Source organism: Treponema sp. (assembly GCF_024696245.1).
Taxonomy (GTDB): domain Bacteria; phylum Spirochaetota; class Spirochaetia; order Treponematales; family Treponemataceae; genus Treponema_D.
The window spans coordinates 1-15955 of record NZ_JAILGZ010000106.1; the positions used below are offsets into that span (position 1 = coordinate 1).

Genomic DNA, 15955 nt, shown 5'->3' on the forward strand with positions numbered 1-15955 from the left:
CCCATATCAACAGTTACAGATGTAACTTTACCATTTTGTTTATAGAGAAGAAGGGATTTAATACCGCTTTCTGTTTCTATGGTAATTGTTTCTGTGTTGTCAGTTTTCTTACCATGCTTTGTCTGAATGCCGCAGATATTGTTGTCGTAAAGATATTTTCCTACGCAGCGAATGGCATTTCCGGCCATCTTTCCTTCTGTACCGTCCTGGTTATAGAAGTTCATTCTGGCATCAGCTTTGTCGGATGTATTAATTACTACAAGGGAGTCTGCACCAATTCCACCATTGCGTTTGTCACAGAGTCTTACGGCAAGTCCGGCTGGATTACTGATTTCCTGTGCCATTGCATTGATAATAATAAAGTCGTTTCCTGTTGAATCCATTTTTGTGAATTTAATTTTTTCTTTTGTTTCACGAAGATTATTAATATCAATAAGAGGAAGATTTTCTGCGGAATGTTTTGACTTAAGACAATTGGCAAGAGCGTTTGCAGTATCGATAGCTGTTAAACAAGGAATGTCACGTTCAACTGCATGGCGTCTCATTTTAACAGAGTCTGCTCTTGGGTCACGTCCTTTTGCTGATGTAGAAATTACGTAATCAATTTTTCCGGAATCAAGAAGGGTAAGAAGATTGTCTTTTGGATTTTCGTGAATCTTGTTTACGACTTCTACTTCCATACCAAAGTCACGAAGGGTTTCGGCATTACCTTCTGTTGCATAAAGTTTAAATCCCATGTCGTAGAATTTTCTTGCAAGATCAGGAAGTTCAAAACGGTCAGTCTTACGAACGCTAAAGAGAACTCCTCCTGTGCGTTTCATGTTGTAGCCTGCACCAATAAGTCCCTTGTAAAGAGCTTCTTCCATTGTAGAAGCAATACCTAAAACTTCACCGGTAGATTTCATTTCAGGACCAAGGTGGGTATCAACGTCCATAAGTTTTTCAAAACTAAATACTGGAACTTTAACTGCAAAATAAGGAGGCAGTCTGTAAAGACCTGTTCCATAACCAAACTTACTGAGTTTTTCTCCCAGCATTGCCCTTACGGCAAGTTCTACCATTGGCACACCGGATACTTTTGAAATATAAGGAACAGTTCTTGATGAACGAGGGTTAACTTCGATTATGTAAAGGTCGTTGTTGTAAATAAGATACTGAATGTTTACAAGACCCTTTGTACCTAAAGCAAGGGCAAGTTCACGGCTCTGGTTAATGATTTTTTCACGAAGAATGTCATTAAGGTTCCAGCTTGGATAAACTGCAATAGAGTCTCCTGAGTGAATACCTGTACGTTCAATATGTTCCATAATACCTGGAATAAGAATGTCCTTACCGTCACAAATGGCATCTACTTCAAGTTCTGTACCCATCATGTACTGGTCTATAAGAACTGGATTTTCTATACCCTGGGCAAGAATAATCTTCATGTATTCTTTTACGTCATCGTCGTTAAATGCGATAATCATATTCTGGCCGCCTAAAACGTAACTAGGACGGAGGAGAACCGGATATCCCAAACGTTTGGTAGCATCAAGGGCTTCCTGCTCTGTAAAGATTGTAAGGCCCTTTGGACGGTTAATATTCAGTCGTTCGCAGAGTTCTTCAAAGCGTTCCCTGTCTTCTGCAAGGTCGATGGAATCTGCGGAAGTTCCTAATATTCGTATGCCCTGATTATCGAGGAATTTAGTAAGTTTAATGGCTGTCTGACCACCAAATGCTACTACAACGCCTAACGGTCGTTCGGTAGCTATAACACTCATTACGTCTTCCGGAGTTAATGGTTCAAAATACAAACGATCGGAAGTATCAAAGTCGGTAGATACTGTTTCCGGGTTATTGTTAATTGTTACAACATCATAGCCAAGTTTTTTAAGGGCCCAAACACACTGAACGCTGGCATAGTCGAATTCAATACCCTGACCAATACGAATAGGTCCTGAGCCTAAAACGATAATTGTACCTTTAGAAGATTTTTTACCTTTCTTTTCCTTCTGATCAAGGAAGTCTTTTGCTTCATTTGCAGAATCATAGTTACCGTAGAAGTAAGGTGTTTCTGCATTGAATTCACCGGCACAGGTATCAACCATTTTGTAGGTAGAAGGAATGTGAGCAAGCTTTCCCTGGGATAAGAGTTTAGCTGCCTGCTTTGATTCTTTAAGAATTCCTGTTGAACCTGGTATTTTAATTCCTGCAAGTTTTTCGATTACCTTATCAGGATAGCCGTATTTTTTTGCAGCTATGTACTGTTCAAGAGTAGGCTGTTTTCCTACAAGTTTAAGGTTTGCAAATTCAATTTCTGTTTTAGCAAGATTGTCCAGATGAGAAAGGAACCACATATCGATTTTTGTAATGTCATGGATTTCCTGAAGGGTAAGAATCTTTCTCTTAATAGCCTGGAATATTGCAAAGATTCTCTGGTCTGTACATTCATGAACACGGCGCTTAATATCTTCATCGGATTCTTCTTCAAAGACTGGAAGGTTAAGGCTGTTAACTCCAACTTCTGCACCACGGACAGCTTTCATAATTGCTGTTTCAAAGTTATGACCGATAGCCATAACTTCTCCCGTAGCTTTCATTTGTGTTCCTAACTTGCGGGCTGCATAAACAAATTTATCAAATGGGAACTTAGGGAATTTTACTACTACATAATCCAGAACTGGTTCAAAACATGCAGCTGTTTTTTTAGTAACAAAGTTTGGAATTTCATCAAGATTGTATCCGATGGCAATAAGTGTTGCAACTTTTGCGATAGGGTAACCAGTTGCTTTTGATGCAAGAGCTGATGAACGGGAAACACGAGGATTAACTTCAATAACTGCATATTCAAAAGTATCAGGGTTTAAAGCAAACTGACAGTTACAGCCACCTTCCATACCTAAAGAAGAAATAATGTTAAGGGCAGCTGAACGAAGCATCTGGTATTCTTTATCACTTAAAGTTACTGCAGGAGCAATTACAATGGAATCACCGGTATGAACACCAACAGGGTCAAAGTTTTCCATGGAACATACAGTAAGTACGTTTCCGGAACTGTCCCTCATAACTTCAAATTCAATTTCTTTCCATCCGGAAATACATTTTTCTACAAGAATCTGATGAATAGGTGAACGGTGAAGTCCATTGTGGGCAATTTCATCAAATTCACTTTCGTTATTTGCAATACCGCCACCTGTACCACCAAGAGTAAAGGCCGGACGAATAATTACCGGATAACCAATCTGGTTCTTTACAAAGTCCAGGGCATCTTCATAAGTTGTAACAACCTTAGATGGAATACAAGGTTCTCCGATAGATTCCATTGTATCTTTAAAGAGCTGGCGGTCTTCTGCCTTATCAATAGTTTCTGGTTTTGCTCCAAGAAGTTTTACATTGTGACTTTCAAGAAAACCTGATTTTGCAAGTTCCATACAAAGGGTAAGGCCGGTCTGTCCTCCTAAAGAGGAAAGGATGCTGTCCGGTTTTTCTTTTTCTATAATGCGCTGAATTGTTTCTGGAATAAGTGGTTCAATGTAAATGTGATCTGCCATAGCATGGTCAGTCATAAGTGTTGCAGGGTTTGAATTAACCAGTACAACTTCAAGTCCCTGTTCCTTAAGGGCCTTACAAGCCTGGGAACCTGCATAGTCAAATTCTGCAGCCTGTCCGATAATGATAGGGCCTGAACCAATAACCATTACTTTGTGAATATTTTTGTTTAAAGGCATATATTTCTCCTCATTTTTATTCGTGTAAAAAAAAAGGAACAACGTAAGATTCGCTGTTCCTTTAAGTGTCTAATTTAAAAATAAATACTGAAGAGCGTTTATTAAAATCATATGATTTAAGCATTTAGTTCCCTCAGTATTCATAGTAGATACATTATAATAGAAAGGATTTTTCATGTAAACGAGAATGGATTTTTAAAGTATAAGTAGTTCTGTTTTTTACAATTAGAGTAAGCTTCCTTATCCCTTGACCTTAGGGTGAATATTTATAAAATTTTCCTCATGAAATTATTTATTGCGTCAGATATACATGGTTCAGCTTTTTGGTGTCAGAAAATGCTTGAACGTTTTGAAGAAGAGCAGGCTCAGAAGATTCTGCTTCTTGGAGATATACTTTACCACGGTCCAAGGAATGATCTTCCTGATGAATATGCACCAAAGAAAGTTATAGAAATGTTGAATCCCCTTGCGGAAAGAATTATTTGTGTCAGGGGAAACTGTGATGCAGAAGTGGATCAGATGGTATTAAAGTTTCCGGTACTTGCTGATTATGCTTTGTTAGAAAGAGATGGCCTCAGCATTTTTGCAACTCACGGACATTTGTTTGGCCAGAAGAATCCTCCGCTTTTTGTAAGTAATGGAATTCTTCTTTGTGGACATACTCATGTTCCTGCATGTTGTGAATGTCAAACTGAAGATGGTAAATCTTTCTGGTATTTAAATACTGGCTCTGTTTCCATTCCAAAAGAAAACTCCTGTCATAGTTATATTGTTCTTGAAGATGGTCTTTTCAAATGGAAGAATGTTGAAGACGGAAAAGTTTATATGGAAAAAAGTTTTGTAAAATAAAACCTCCTTAAATAAAAGCACTGTAAATAAAGAAAGCCAACCTGACTTAAAAATCAGATTGGCTTTAATTTTTTAATAGGGTGGTTTTACAGGTTCGACCACTGCGTTAAATTATTTATTTAATCAGTGAGTGGTATTCCTGCAGAGACGTAACTCCACCTTCGCCACCGTTTCCGTTTTTAACGGATTCGATACCCTTAACTGCTGCAAGAGCACCGGCAAGAGTTGTAATGTAAGGAACCTTGTATTTAAGGCATACCTTACGGATTGTCTTACGGTCTTCTGCATAGTTACGTTTAGCTTTTGGAGTATTAATAACCAGGCAAACTTCCTTGTTCATAATTATATCAACTACGTCAGGACGTCCTGCACCGATTTTGTTTACAAGACTGCATTTAATTCCGTTTGCATTGTAGAAGTCTGCAGTACCCTGTGTTGCAACCAGTGTAAAGCCAAGATCCTTTAATGTTTTTCCGATAGTAAGAACTTCTTCTTTCTGGCTTTCTTTGTTGCTGAGGGAAATAAGAACCTTCTTGTTTTCCCAAGCTGCTGGTGCATGTGGTAATTCAGAACCTGCAGCTTCCTGTGCTTTGTAGAATGCAAGAGGGAAGTTTTCTGCAAGACCAAGAACTTCACCTGTTGAACGCATTTCTGGTCCAAGAATAGGGTCAACTCCAGGGAATCTTGCCCAAGGAAGAACAGCTTCTTTTGCTCCGTGGTAAGGAATAACCTTATCCTTAAGTCCAAGTGATTCAAGAGATTCACCAAGCATCATACGTGTTGCAAGGCGGGCCATCTGAGTATCACAAACTTTACTTACAAGAGGAACTGTACGTGAAGCACGTGGGTTAGCTTCGATTACATAAACCTTTCCGTCTTCGATAGCATACTGCATGTTCATAAGACCGCATACGTGAAGGTTTTCTGCAATTTTCTTAGTGTATTCCTTAATTGTCTTAAGATTGTTTTCCGGAATATTTACTGGTGGAAGTACACAAGCTGAGTCACCTGAGTGGATACCTGCAAGTTCAACGTGTTCCATAACAGCCGGAATATAAACATGGGCAGAATCTGCAAGAGCATCTGCTTCACATTCAAGGGCGTTCTTAAGGAAGCGGTCAATAAGAAGTGGACGGTCTGGTGTAACACCTACAGCCTTGTCTACATATTCACGGAGAGTTGCTTCATCATAAATAACTTCCATTCCACGACCACCAAGTACGAAAGAAGGACGAATCATAATAGGGTAGCCGATTTTTTCTGCACAGGCTTTTGCTTCATCAAAGTTAATAGCCATTCCACTTTCTGGCATTGGAATGTCGAGCTTTGCCATCATGTGGCTGAAGAGGTCACGTTCTTCTTCAAGATCAATTGAAGCAATTGAATTACCAATAATATTAACACCGTTTTCCTGAAGTTCGCGGGCAATGTTAAGTGGTGTCTGACCACCAAACTGAACGATTACACCATAAGGCTTTTCTTTTTCGTAAATCTGAAGAACGTCTTCTGTAGTAACTGGTTCAAAGTAAAGTTTGTCAGAAGTGTCATAGTCTGTAGAAACTGTTTCAGGGTTACAGTTAACAATAATTGTTTCATAACCCATTTCTTTAAGCTGCATAGCGGCATGACAGCAGCAGTAGTCAAATTCAATACCCTGACCGATTCTGTTAGGACCACCGCCTAAAATCATAATCTTTTTAGGATTTGTTGTAGCAACAGATTTGTCTTCTGCATTGTATGTTGAATAATAGTAGTTTGCATTTTTAACGCCTGATACAGGAACTGCAAGCCATGCTTCTTTTATTCCAAGTTCATTGCGGCGGGCACGAATATCTTTTTCTGCAACTTTAAGAATCTTTGAAAGATATTTATCGCTGAATCCGTCTTTCTTAGCCTGAATTAAGAGCTTGTCTTCAGGAACACGTCCAGGGTTCTTAAGCATTTCTTCTTCAAGGTCTACAAGTTCCTTCATCTGTTCAAGGAAGTACATCTTAACGTAAGTAATGTCATGAAGTTTATCAAGGGAAACACCCTTACGGATTGCTTCATAAAGCTGGAAGTATCTTTCGCTGGAAGCTGTCTTGAGCATTTCGCAAAGTTCATCTGCTGATTTGCGGTTAAAGTCTTTTGCAAAACCAAGACCTGAGCGGCCGTTTTCAAGACCACGGATTGCTTTCTGGAAAGTTTCCTTGAAAGTTTTACCGATGGACATAACTTCACCAACAGCCTTCATTGATGTTCCAAGTGAATCTTCTACACCGCGGAATTTTTCAAATGCCCAGCGTGCAAATTTAAGAACAACGTAATCACCGTCTGGAGCTCCACCTGGTGTATATTTATCAAGAGTACCGTCACGCCAGTATGGGATTTCATCCAGTGTCATTCCTGATGCAAGTTTTGCAGAGATAAGGGCAATTGGGAAACCTGTAGCCTTAGAAGCAAGGGCAGATGAACGTGATGTACGTGGGTTAATTTCAATAATAACTACGCGGCCAGTTTTAGGATTGTGGGCAAACTGAACGTTAGTTCCACCGATAACACCAATTGATTTAACAATCTTAAATGCCATGCTCTTGAGCTTTTCTTCAAGTTCTTTATCAATTGTCATGAATGGAGCTGAACAGAAAGAGTCTCCTGTGTGAACACCTACTGCATCAATGTTTTCAATAAAACAAATAGCAATCATCTGATTTTTAGAATCACGAACAACTTCTACTTCAAGTTCTTCCCATCCGAGGATAGATTCTTCAATCAAACACTGGTGGGTCATAGAAAGATCAAGACCGTTTCCAACAATAGTGCGAAGTTCTTCTACGTTGTAGCAGAAACCGCCACCCTGTCCACCCATTGTGTAAGCAGGACGAACTACAAGTGGGAATCCGATTTCTTCAGCAATTTTTTCTGCACCTTCGATAGTGTGACAGATTCCAGAACGAGGTGTATCGATTCCAAGCTTCTGCATTGTTTCCTTAAAGATTTCGCGGTCTTCACCACGTTCAATTGCATCGAGGTTTACACCGATTACCTGTACGCCATATTTATCAAGAACACCGGCCTTGTTTAATTCCATAGCCATGTTAAGTCCTGTCTGTCCTCCAAGGTTTGGAAGAAGGGCATCCGGTCGTTCCTTTTCAATTATTTGAGAAAGACGTTCAACGTTAAGTGGTTCGATATAAGTTGCATCTGCCATAACAGGATCTGTCATGATAGTTGCCGGGTTTGAGTTTACAAGTACAATTTTGTAACCCTGTTCTCTTAATGCTTTACAAGCCTGTGTTCCTGAATAGTCAAATTCACATGCCTGTCCAATAACAATCGGTCCCGATCCAATAATCAAGACCTTGTTAATGTCTTCTCTCTTCATATGTAACTCCTTACTAAAACCTGTTTAATTCTGTAATACCTGACTGGCAGCCGGACTGTCCTTACGGGTATTAAAATATAAAAAAAGCGAGTTCCAAAAAAGAAACTCGCCTGAAAATTCAATAATAATAAAAATGAAAACTGTGATTTCCAATGTTGAGAAACGCTACATTTGTAATCTTTATCGTCTTCATATTGGAATAAAACTATAACAGAAAAGACTTCTTTATGCTAGTAGTATGACTGTATATTTATACATTTTTCTGCATATTTATAAATTCTGGAAAAGCTGTGTTTTTATTTGTCCATTGAAGGACTTTTCTTTGCAAACTATAATTGAGTCAATTTAAGGACCTGATCATGGACTATATAATATGGAGAAAAAGTGATGAATTTTAAAAAATTTCAGCTTACAAAATTGAATATTATTTTACTGGCTGCTGCTTTTTGTTTTGCATTATTTATGATTATTTTTGCAATTCATACATTCAGGACAGAAGTTAATCTTATTGTAGTAAGTGATGAACTTTATGAAAATTTTGTGGAAAAAGCACCAAAACTTTCTGAAAAAACAAAGCTGACTTTTGTAAAAGCTTCCTGCCTTAATTCTTATAAGGAAAGTTTTTTTGGAAAAAAGATTCGTGTGGCTGCAGAGCTTAGCTCTTATATAGAAACAGGTTTAGAAAAACAGAAGTATGAAGTTCATCAGAAATTTTATGAGCTTGAAAGTAAGAGTTATCTGCCATCACTTCCTGCTGATTTTAAAAACGGTAATTCTTTAATCGAAGCAGATTTATCTGTAAGTATAACTGATGCTGCAAATATTCCTCAGGGAAGTAGGGCTCTTCCTGTAGATAATTTGTATGCTGATAATCCTGAGTATAAACTTCTTTTTAAGAAAGGGGTTTTAGCAACAGTTTTTAATCGGGATTTTGAAAAAGTAATTGATGACTATTGTAAAAAGACTTTTGTTTCTGAGGAACTTAAAGAAAAAAGTGAACTGATTACAATTGCCAGTGTTGGTGACATTATGGTTGCCAGAGGTATTCAGGAAATTCTTATTGATGATGAAGATGGACTGACTAAAGTTTTTGATGACACTCTGCCAATTTTACAGGGAGCAGATTTTTCTATTGGTAACCTTGAAGGTGTAGTAACTGAATCCTGGAAAAATGCAATTAAGACTTATACTTTTAAATTTAAGAAGGCTGTGCTTCCAAAGTTAATGGATGCCGGATTTGATTATTTAATGCAGACAAACAATCACTGTTATGATTATGGTGAAACAGGATTTAAAGATACCCTGGCAGCTTTTAAGGAATATGAGATTCCCTCCAGTGGAATTGGATATAACGAAGAGGAAGCAAAAAAATTTTATCATAAAACTATAAAGGGGCTGCCAGTGGCTGTAATTTCCTGCGGTGCTTTTCCTGTGGAACAGTCAGGCTTTAACGGAGAAAAAACTGCTACTGCTACAGAAACCCGGGCCGGTATTTTATGGAAGAGCGATGAACTTCTGGAACTTGTAAAGGCAGAAAAAGATGCAGGTTACTTTGTAATTGTAAATATTCACGGTGGAGAGGAATACAGATTTACTCCAACAAAATCCCAGCGCCAATATTATGAAGACTTATGTGACAGTGGAGCCGATGTTGTTTTTGGAAGTCATCCTCATGTTCTTCAGCCAACAGAATGGCACGGAAACAGTCTGATTGTTTTTTCCATGGGAAACTTTTTGTTTAACGGAATGGAAGGAATGCGGGGCGGTACAGACAGTGAAATCGTAAAGCTTGGTATTCTCGATGGAAGAATTGCTTATGTTGAACAGTATCCGGTTGCAATTAAAAAGAATGGTGTTACATTAAAGAAGTAAGGAAAAAAAATGACAGATAACGAAAATAAAACAGCCGAAGCTTTTAAAAAACTTTATGAAATTACTAATACTTTGACTTCAGAGAATGGTTGTCCCTGGGATAAGGATCAGACAGCTCTTTCTTTAAGAAGGGATTTGATTGAGGAATCATTTGAAGTAAGTGATGCAGTTACCAGTAAAGATGCTCCCCACGTAAAGGAAGAACTGGGGGATGTTCTTTTTAACGTTATGCTTATGGCAAGTACTTTTGAAAAATCAGAAGAATTTACCCTTAGTCAGATTATAGAAATGGTTTCTGAAAAACTTATCCGCCGTCATCCCCATGTTTTTAAGGACAGCGAAGGTTTTTCAGAAATGACAGGAGCTGTAAAAGACAGTAAAACTGTTTTAAGTCAGTGGGACAGAATCAAAGAAAATATTGAAGGCCGTAAAGGAGAAAGTGTTCTCGACAGCGTGCCGGAAGATTTTCCTCCTTTACTTAAGGCTTATAAATATGTGTCTAAAGCAGCAAAGAAAGGCTTTACCTGGAAAAATGCTGATGAAGCAAAAGCAAAGCTTAAGGAAGAGCTGAATGAAATACAGGATGCAGTAAATTCAGTTGAAGGGGTTAAGAAAAGTTCTGCAGAGATACCTTTTACTGTAAGTTCTTCTAATAAAAAACTGGAAGAAGCCCAGCTTAATCTTGAAGAAGAAATTGGAGATTCATTCCTGGCACTTGTTAATTATTCAAGAATGCTGGGGGTAGATCCAATGATTGCCCTTGATCATGCAAACAGAAAATTCAGCAAAAGGTTCAGGGCTGTAGAAAAAGAAATTAATAAGGCAGAAAAAAAGGGTAAAGATATTACCCTTGAAGATATGTGCCGTCATTGGAATGATGCTAAAAAAAAGAAATAGGGGCAAAGATTATAGTTTGCCGTTAATTTTTAAGTAACACTCCTTGCAGACACATTTGTATTTATTAATATCACCAACTTCAATAGTCTGGGTTTTTGTTCCCCCAGTATAAAGGGAATAATTACCCAGCTGTGAACCGCATTCCATACAAACACCGTTAAGTTTTAATATTTCGTCACAATAAGGAAGAATATCTATTACTTCTGAAAATACCTGGTTTTCGGAAGTTGCAATAAGTCCTGCAAAATAAACATCATTGGAAGGCAGGCTTTTTTTTGCAAGAAGGGCACAGTTTTTAATCATAAAGAATTCATCAATAAAGATTGAATCAAAAAATTCACAGATTTCCTTAACCTTTTCTTCTGTAAATTCATTTATCTCAAGTACTGTAAGCTTTTTGTTTTCTACAAATTGACGGAGTTCTTCGTTTCCCAGGGAATGAGTAAAATACCCTCTGTTGTCAATTTTTGCTCTGATAAGGACTGCCTTTTTTCTTCCGTAAATCGCCCTCTGAATTTTCATTAAAAGTGTTGTTGATTTACCGGAATACATGCTTCCGCAAATTAAAGTAATCATTTTTCTTCCTCATCATCTTGTGTATTTTTTTCCAGGAGCATTTCTGCATCTTCCCGGCCTTCATGGACTCTCCATTTAGAATAGTCAGCTTTTTTATTTTTCTTAGGAAGCCAGCTCATGTCTCTGTTTAAGTTATGTCTTCTCATTTTTTCGTAATATTCGTCGTCGTCCATATAAAGTTTTCCTTAAGGAAGGATAGTTTATACCTAAAAGCTAAGTCTGTCTAATTAACGAACGGTAGTCTAAATTTCAGGTGAATATCATGGTAATTTTTGATAGAATAGGGCCATGAATGTATATTTTATGAGACATGGTGAAACTGACTGGAATACTATTAAGCGTCTTCAGGGCAGAACAGATATTCCCCTTAATCAGAATGGAATAGATCTTGCAGCTAAAACATCCAAGGCTGTTCATGAAAGCGGTATTGTTTTTGATAAGATTTTAACAAGTCCTTTAATCAGGGCTAAAAAAACTGCTGAACTAATGAATGTTTATTCAAAAGCTCCATTGTCGGAAGATTCCCGCATTATAGAATTCTGTTTTGGAGACGGAGAAGGCCATACTTTTGAGGAAATTAAGACTAACGACCGTTTTATTAACCTTAGAAACTGGTTTTTTGCTCCGGAAAACTACCATGCAGAAATGGGTGCCGAGTCCTATGAAGACTTTTTTGGCAGATTGGATGATTTTCTAACGACCGTTCGTCAGCTAGAAAAAGAGCTTCCTGCAGAAAAGGCAGAGAATTACAACCTTTTAATTGTATGCCACGGTGGTGTTGTAAGAGGTCTTCTTAAACAGATGCTGGAATGGTCTGTAAATGATTTTGCTAAAACTAAGATTCCTAACTGCGGACTGAATCTTTGTAAACTAACGAATGGTATTTTTTCTTTGGAATATACAGCAAAAATCTTTGCATAAGCTTTATTTGTAAAAGTAAATATATAAGGAGAGAAGTATGACATTAAATGAACTGGACAATTATTTTAGAAGCTTTTTACATCCTGAGAATTTTACATCTGATCCTTCAAGAAATGGCATTCAGATTCAGAATCAGAAACCTGATGAAACTCCTGTTACAAAAATAGCCTTTGCCGTTGATGCCTGTGAAGCTACTGCATTAAAAGCCCATGAGGAAGGAGCCCAGCTTTTATTTGTTCATCATGGACTTTTCTGGGGTGGCTGTGAGGTTCTTAATGGTAATTTTTATAAAAGGGTAAATGCTTTTATGAAAAATGATCTTGCCCTTTATGCCTGCCATATTCCTTTAGATGCCAATAATCCTTACGGAAATAATTATGGTCTTGCTGCAAGAATTGGTCTTAAAAATCCTGAGCCTTTTGGTTTCTGGCGGGGCATGCCTATAGGATGCAAGGGGCAGCTGGAAAAACCTTTAACTGTTGAAGAGCTGGCAGAAAAAGCCCTTAATCCGGGAGAGAAACCTTTACATATTCTTTCTTTTGGAAAAAAGCTTATTAAAAGTGTAGGGGTTATTTCCGGCGGTGCAGGAGAAGATGTAGAGCAGGCTGTTGCAGAAAAACTTGACGCTTATATTACCGGAGAGGTTGGCCACGAACAGTTCTATTATGTAAAGGAATGTGGTATTAACCTTATAGCTGGTGGTCATTATCAGACAGAAACTGTAGGTGTAAATCTGATTAAAGAAAAGGTAGAAAAAGAACTGGGGCTGGAAACAGTATTTATAGACATTCCTACGGGCTTATAATCTTTTGTTAAGAACAAGTTAGTTCATTATAACCTTTATATAGTAGACTTCACTTTAAGGTTTAAGTGTGGTAAACTGAAGGTCTGAGTATGATTCAAAAGCGAATTAAAGTTGATGAGAATAAAATAAAAACTGCTATTCAGGCTGGTATTCCTCTAACTATAACAACTTATACACTTCCTCAGGAAATGTTGGTTTACATTGAAGACGTGTTAAAAGTTTTTTTAAAGGAATTGAATCAGGAACAGATGTTTGAAGGCCTCTCTTATTGTTTAAAAGAGCTGGTTAACAACGCCAAAAAAGCTAACACCAAACGTATTTATTTTAATCAGAAAAAACTTAATATAATGGATAAAGATCAGTACGACGAAGGAATGAAAAACTTTAAGACTGATACTTTAAACAATATTCGTTATTATATGGACCTTCAGAGAAAGGCCGGTCTTTACGTAAAAATAAGTCTTCAGACCCGTAATAAAAAGATAAAAATAGAAATCCGTAATAAATCAGAGCTTGCCGTTTTTGAATACAAGCGTATACATGATAAGATTACCAGGGCTCAGCAGTATGATTCTGTTGAACAGGGTATGACACAGCTTCTTGATGATTCAGAAGGGGCTGGCCTTGGTCTTGTAATTATGATTCTTATTCTCCGTAGAATTGGTATGACTGAAGAGAATTTTCAGGTATTAAGCGAAAATGGAGAAACCCTTACAAGACTTATTCTTCCATTCAGCCAGAAATTCAATAATGATGTAGCTGACCTTTCTAAAGACTTTGTAGATATTATTAAAGGTCTCCCTGAATTTCCGGAGAATATTACTAAGATTAATTCCCTTATTAGTGATCCTAAGAGTAAGTTAAGTGATATTGCCCTTCAGATTTCCAGTGACGTTTCTTTGACTGCGGAACTTCTTAAGCTTGTTAATTCAGCAGCCTTTTCACTTTATTCCCCATGTCATTCAATAGGTGATGCAGTAAAAATTGTAGGTCTCAGGGGAATCAGAAACTTACTCTTTAGTATTGGTTCCATACAGAATCTTATGACTACAGCTGATGATAAGCATATGTGGGATCATTCATACAAAGTTGCCTTTTATGCCTATAATCTTGCAAGAAACTTTGCCGGCGGTGACAGGGTTTGTATAGAAGATTCTTATGTATGTGGTCTTCTTCACGATATGGGTAAAATTGTGTTTGAAGCAGCCCATCCGGATATTCTGGAAAAGATAAAGGTAATGTGTGATAAAAGAAATGTTTCTGTTTCTTTATTTGAAAGTATGGTTGCCGGTGTAAATCATGGAGAAGTAGGTTCCTTAATTGCAGAAAAGTGGAATTTCCCACCTGTAATTGTTAATGTTGTACGCTATCACCATGATCCTGATTCAGCACCAGAAGAATTTAAAAAGATTACATCCCTTATTTATCTTGCAGATATGTTCGTTAAATATGGAGATGAAATAATTGAATACGAACAGATAAATCCAAATGTTCTTGCTATGTTTAAGATTATTAATAAAGAACAGTTTGAAGGAATATCTGACCGTCTTAAAAAATCATTTACCCGCGAGTAAGGGAATCAACCCAGGCCTGCATTAAGATTCCAAAAGCAACACCTACGTTTAATGATGCCTTTAATCCTGTCATTGGTATGGAAACAATACCAGCATTTGCCTTTTTAAGAGCTTCCGGGCTTACTCCCAGTTCTTCTGAACCAATAATTACAATTCCCTCTTTTGGAAATTTAAACTCATTAAGGGGAGTTCCTCCTGTTTCAAGTACAAATATTGGTTTGTCATCCGGCAGCTTGTCCAATGAAGCTCTGGTATAACCAAGGGTTTCTATACATCCCATTCCCGACCTTATGGCTTTAGTCTGTTGTGGATCAGTACAGTTAGGTGAAATATAAACTTTTTCACAGCCCATAGCTTCTGCAGTACGGAAAATAGAACCTACATTAAAAGGTGAGCGTATATCTTCTGCGTATACACACATTCCCTTAAAGAATTTTCTTTCTTCCACACTGATTTTTTCCTGGGCATGAGGTGCTATTACCAGATCCCATTCAGCAGGGAATGTTCCTATTATTGCTAAAAGAATGTTTCTTGCCTTGTTACAGGTTCTTCGTTCATCAAAAGGTTCCTGATTAAGAAGTTCTGTAAGCTGGCGGGCATTTTCCGGACTGAGTTTTGGGTCTTCAAGAAGGATTTTTGTTACGGTTTTAACGTATTCACTTCTTGGCATCTGGGTAAAGTTATATGCGGTTCCACCTTCGGCAATTCCGGCAATATCTCTTTCCAGTTCGCCAAAGGTAAGGGCAAGCTTTCTTCTTTTCTGGCCTGCCTTAAGCTGATTAAGTTTTCCTGGGTGAATCATTTAGTATGCCTGCTTTATAAGTTCAAATAAATCATCACTGGACATGCTTCTAGGAAGGGCATTTATAAGGTCTGTTTCTCCTGCATCTTCTGCTGCAAGGGAAAGCTGTTCAATACCAAGGGAAAGTTCCTTTAAACGTGCCGGAATATTCATTTTAGCTATATGCTGGCGGATATAATCTGCAAATAAGGCTGCTGCTTTTGCATCGTCAGCATCTTCTGGTGCTGCCCTGAGGATTTTTGCAAGAACTGCAAGCTTGTCACTTTTAAATTTAGCTCCATCTTCAATTACATAAGGGAAAAGAATTGTAGAAGTAAGGGAGCGGGAAATTTTAAATCTTGAATTGATTGTTAAAGCAAGAAGGGAAGCCGGTCCCATGGAACTTGTGGCTGCTGCCAGAGCTGTCATACAACCGCCCTGAGCTAAAAGAAGTTCCTGTGGAGTTGTAACAGTAAGAGTCTGGGCACCATCCATAGCATAAGAAATAAGTGAATGGATTTGATCTCGGAATGAAGTTCAGAGAACATGCGGACAAGCTCGGAGCAGAGTTTGTTGATGGAACTGTAACAGACATAGAATGCATTGAAG

Annotated in this window: 12 protein-coding genes; 6 read left to right on the forward strand and 6 right to left on the reverse strand. The window is 37.9% G+C overall.

Annotated elements, in window-relative coordinates; all coding sequences use genetic code 11:
• The coding region (carB, locus tag K6D58_RS07185; protein ID WP_296829070.1) for a carbamoyl-phosphate synthase large subunit at nt 1-3707 on the reverse strand (3707 nt) is incomplete at its 3' end.
• Nucleotides 3708-3989: 282 nt separating this feature from the next.
• Here carB (K6D58_RS07185) and yfcE point away from each other — a divergent pair.
• Nucleotides 3990-4556 (forward strand): phosphodiesterase, encoded by a 567-nt coding sequence (gene yfcE / locus K6D58_RS07190; protein ID WP_296829071.1) that lies wholly within the window; start codon nt 3990-3992, stop codon nt 4554-4556.
• 115 nt (nt 4557-4671) lie between these two features.
• Here the strand turns inward: yfcE and carB (K6D58_RS07195) are convergent, their stop codons facing one another.
• Entirely contained in the window at nt 4672-7920 is a 3249-nt protein-coding gene (gene carB, locus K6D58_RS07195) for a carbamoyl-phosphate synthase large subunit (protein WP_296829073.1), read from the reverse strand.
• Between the two features lie 387 nt (nt 7921-8307).
• Here carB (K6D58_RS07195) and K6D58_RS07200 point away from each other — a divergent pair, with 387 nt between their 5' ends.
• Nucleotides 8308-9792, forward strand: a complete 1485-nt coding sequence (locus tag K6D58_RS07200; RefSeq protein ID WP_296829075.1) for a CapA family protein — start codon at nt 8308-8310, stop codon at nt 9790-9792.
• 9 nt (nt 9793-9801) lie between these two features.
• Nucleotides 9802-10689 (forward strand): nucleoside triphosphate pyrophosphohydrolase, encoded by an 888-nt coding sequence (mazG, locus tag K6D58_RS07205; RefSeq protein WP_296829077.1) that lies wholly within the window; start codon nt 9802-9804, stop codon nt 10687-10689.
• A gap of 9 nt (nt 10690-10698) precedes the next feature.
• On the opposite strand, the gene K6D58_RS07210 is transcribed toward mazG, so the two are convergent.
• Together K6D58_RS07210 and K6D58_RS07215 are read right to left on the reverse strand one after the other, a co-directional pair.
• Entirely contained in the window at nt 10699-11265 is a 567-nt protein-coding gene (locus K6D58_RS07210; RefSeq protein ID WP_296829079.1) for a thymidine kinase, read from the reverse strand.
• The gene (locus K6D58_RS07215; protein WP_296829081.1) at nt 11262-11438 is read right to left on the reverse strand and encodes a hypothetical protein; all 177 of its coding nucleotides are present in this window, start codon (nt 11436-11438) and stop codon (nt 11262-11264) included. Before K6D58_RS07215 ends, K6D58_RS07210 begins: the two co-directional genes overlap by 4 nt.
• 115 nt (nt 11439-11553) lie before the next feature.
• Here K6D58_RS07215 and K6D58_RS07220 point away from each other — a divergent pair, with 115 nt between their 5' ends.
• From K6D58_RS07220 to K6D58_RS07230, 3 genes are all read left to right on the forward strand, one after another.
• Nucleotides 11554-12186 (forward strand): histidine phosphatase family protein, encoded by a 633-nt coding sequence (locus tag K6D58_RS07220; protein WP_296829083.1) that lies wholly within the window; start codon nt 11554-11556, stop codon nt 12184-12186.
• Nucleotides 12187-12223: 37 nt separating this feature from the next.
• Nucleotides 12224-12991, forward strand: coding sequence for a Nif3-like dinuclear metal center hexameric protein (locus tag K6D58_RS07225; protein WP_296829085.1), 768 nt, complete (start codon nt 12224-12226; stop codon nt 12989-12991).
• 89 nt (nt 12992-13080) lie between these two features.
• Nucleotides 13081-14565, forward strand: coding sequence for an HDOD domain-containing protein (locus K6D58_RS07230; RefSeq protein WP_296829086.1), 1485 nt, complete (start codon nt 13081-13083; stop codon nt 14563-14565).
• On the opposite strand, the gene K6D58_RS07235 is transcribed toward K6D58_RS07230, so the two are convergent.
• On the reverse strand, nt 14552-15367 hold the full coding sequence (locus tag K6D58_RS07235) for a TrmH family RNA methyltransferase (RefSeq protein ID WP_296829088.1): 816 nt from the start codon (nt 15365-15367) through the stop codon (nt 14552-14554). The genes K6D58_RS07230 and K6D58_RS07235 overlap by 14 nt on opposite strands.
• On the reverse strand, nt 15368-15841 hold the full coding sequence (locus K6D58_RS07240; protein WP_296829091.1) for a dehydroquinate synthase/iron-containing alcohol dehydrogenase family protein: 474 nt from the start codon (nt 15839-15841) through the stop codon (nt 15368-15370).
• Between the last annotated feature and the right edge of the window lie 114 nt (nt 15842-15955).